Below are 1,570 nucleotides of genomic sequence, written 5' to 3'. Positions count from 1 at the left end.
GCTGTCGCGCCTTCCTTCATCTTGACGAAGAAGGGGTTGGTGTCGGTCTTGGTGATGAGGCAGGCGGAAACATCCGCGGCCATTGCCGGCGCCGAGAAGGCGACGCCGAGGGCGAGCGCGCCAAGCGCTGCGGAAAGCACTGATTTCTTCATTTAATCCTCCCAGAGATAACCGACCCACCCCCTGGCGGTGCCGGAATTGACGAGCACGAGAACGCTGCAGTCTCGCCGACGGGCCTCCTCCAAGCCGTTCTGTGCCGTTTGACGAGGGTAATTAAGAGCGAAAGAAATCGCCTTGTCAATAAATAAATCCAATTGAATTATTAATTCGCTATGGCATGCTGAGCAAAAATAGCGCATAGGCCACGAGACGGGAGGAGCGGCCAATGTCGTCTTTAGACGGTCCGGTTCACACACCGGCCCAACCGCCTATATCGAGTCCGGCGGGCGGCGCGAACCAGATCAGGGTCCGCGCCTATAACGAGCGGCTTGTGCTGTCGCTGGTGCGCCTTTACGGCTCCCAGTCGAAGGCGGATATCGCACGCCGCACCGGCCTTTCGGCACAGACGGTGTCGGTCATCATGCGGGCACTGGAGAAGGAAGGGCTGCTCTCTCGCGGGGAGCCGGTGCGCGGGCGCGTCGGCCAACCCTCGATCCCGATGCGCCTCAATGCCGACGCCGTTTACTCGTTCGGCGTAAAGATGGGCCGACGCAGCGCCGACCTGGTGCTGATGGATTTCGTGGGCAATATCCGCCTGCAGCTTCACCAAACCTATGCCTATCCGCTGCCCGAGGTTTTCCTGGACTTCATTACGTCAGGCATCCGCGAGCTTGAAAGTCGACTCGACGAGCAGCAGCGCAGCCGCATTGCCGGCATCGGTATCGCTGCCCCCTTCGAACTCTGGAACTGGGAAGAGGAAGTCGGTTCGCCGAAGGGCGCCATGGATGTGTGGCGCGACTTCGATCTCCACGCGGAGATTGCCGCCCGCGTTCCCTACCCGGTCTACCTGCAGAACGATGCTACAAGTGCCTGCGGCGCCGAACTCGTGTTCGGTATCGGGCCGTCCTATCCCGATTTCGTTTATTTTTTCATCGGCTCCTTCATCGGCGGCGGCATTGTCCTCAATTCCGCGATCTTTTCCGGGCGCACCGGCACGGCCGGCGCCATCGGCCCGCTGCCGGTCCGTGGCAAGAACGGCGAAACACTGCAGTTGCTGGAAGTCGCCTCAATCTTCGTTCTGGAAAACATGCTGCGCGAGCGCGGCATCGATCCGCAGCCGCTCTGGTATTCGGCCGACGACTGGATCGACTTCGGTGAGCCTTTGGAGACGTGGATCCAGGACACCGCCAAGGCGCTCGCGCAGGCGATCGTCGCGGCCGCCTCGATCATCGACTTCAGTGCGGCCGTCATCGACGGCGGGTTCCCCGGATGGGTACGGGAACGGATTGTGCAAGCGACGATCCATGAAGCGGCGATGCTCGACCTGCAGGGCGTTGTCATGCCGGACATTATCGAAGGCGCGGTCGGCGCTCATGCGCGCGCCATCGGCGGCGCCAGCCTGCCGATCTTC

Annotated in this window: 1 protein-coding gene and 1 pseudogene; one reads left to right on the top strand and one right to left on the bottom strand. The window is 61.7% G+C overall.

Going from position 1 to position 1,570, the window contains the following annotated elements; genetic code table 11:
- Nucleotides 1-152 (bottom strand): annotated as a pseudogene (locus tag AAAB35_RS26260) (sugar ABC transporter substrate-binding protein); the annotation flags it as partial.
- A 233-nt stretch (nucleotides 153-385) separates the two neighbouring features.
- Here AAAB35_RS26260 and AAAB35_RS26255 point away from each other — a divergent pair.
- Nucleotides 386-1,570 (top strand): ROK family transcriptional regulator (locus tag AAAB35_RS26255; protein ID WP_340671280.1); only part of this gene is annotated, 1,185 nt, incomplete at its 3' end.

It is taken from the genome of Phyllobacterium sp. (assembly GCF_037994425.1).
GTDB lineage: Bacteria > Pseudomonadota > Alphaproteobacteria > Rhizobiales > Rhizobiaceae > Phyllobacterium.
Note: the sequence above shows the minus strand (reverse complement) of the source record. Positions and strands in the feature narration are given on the sequence as shown.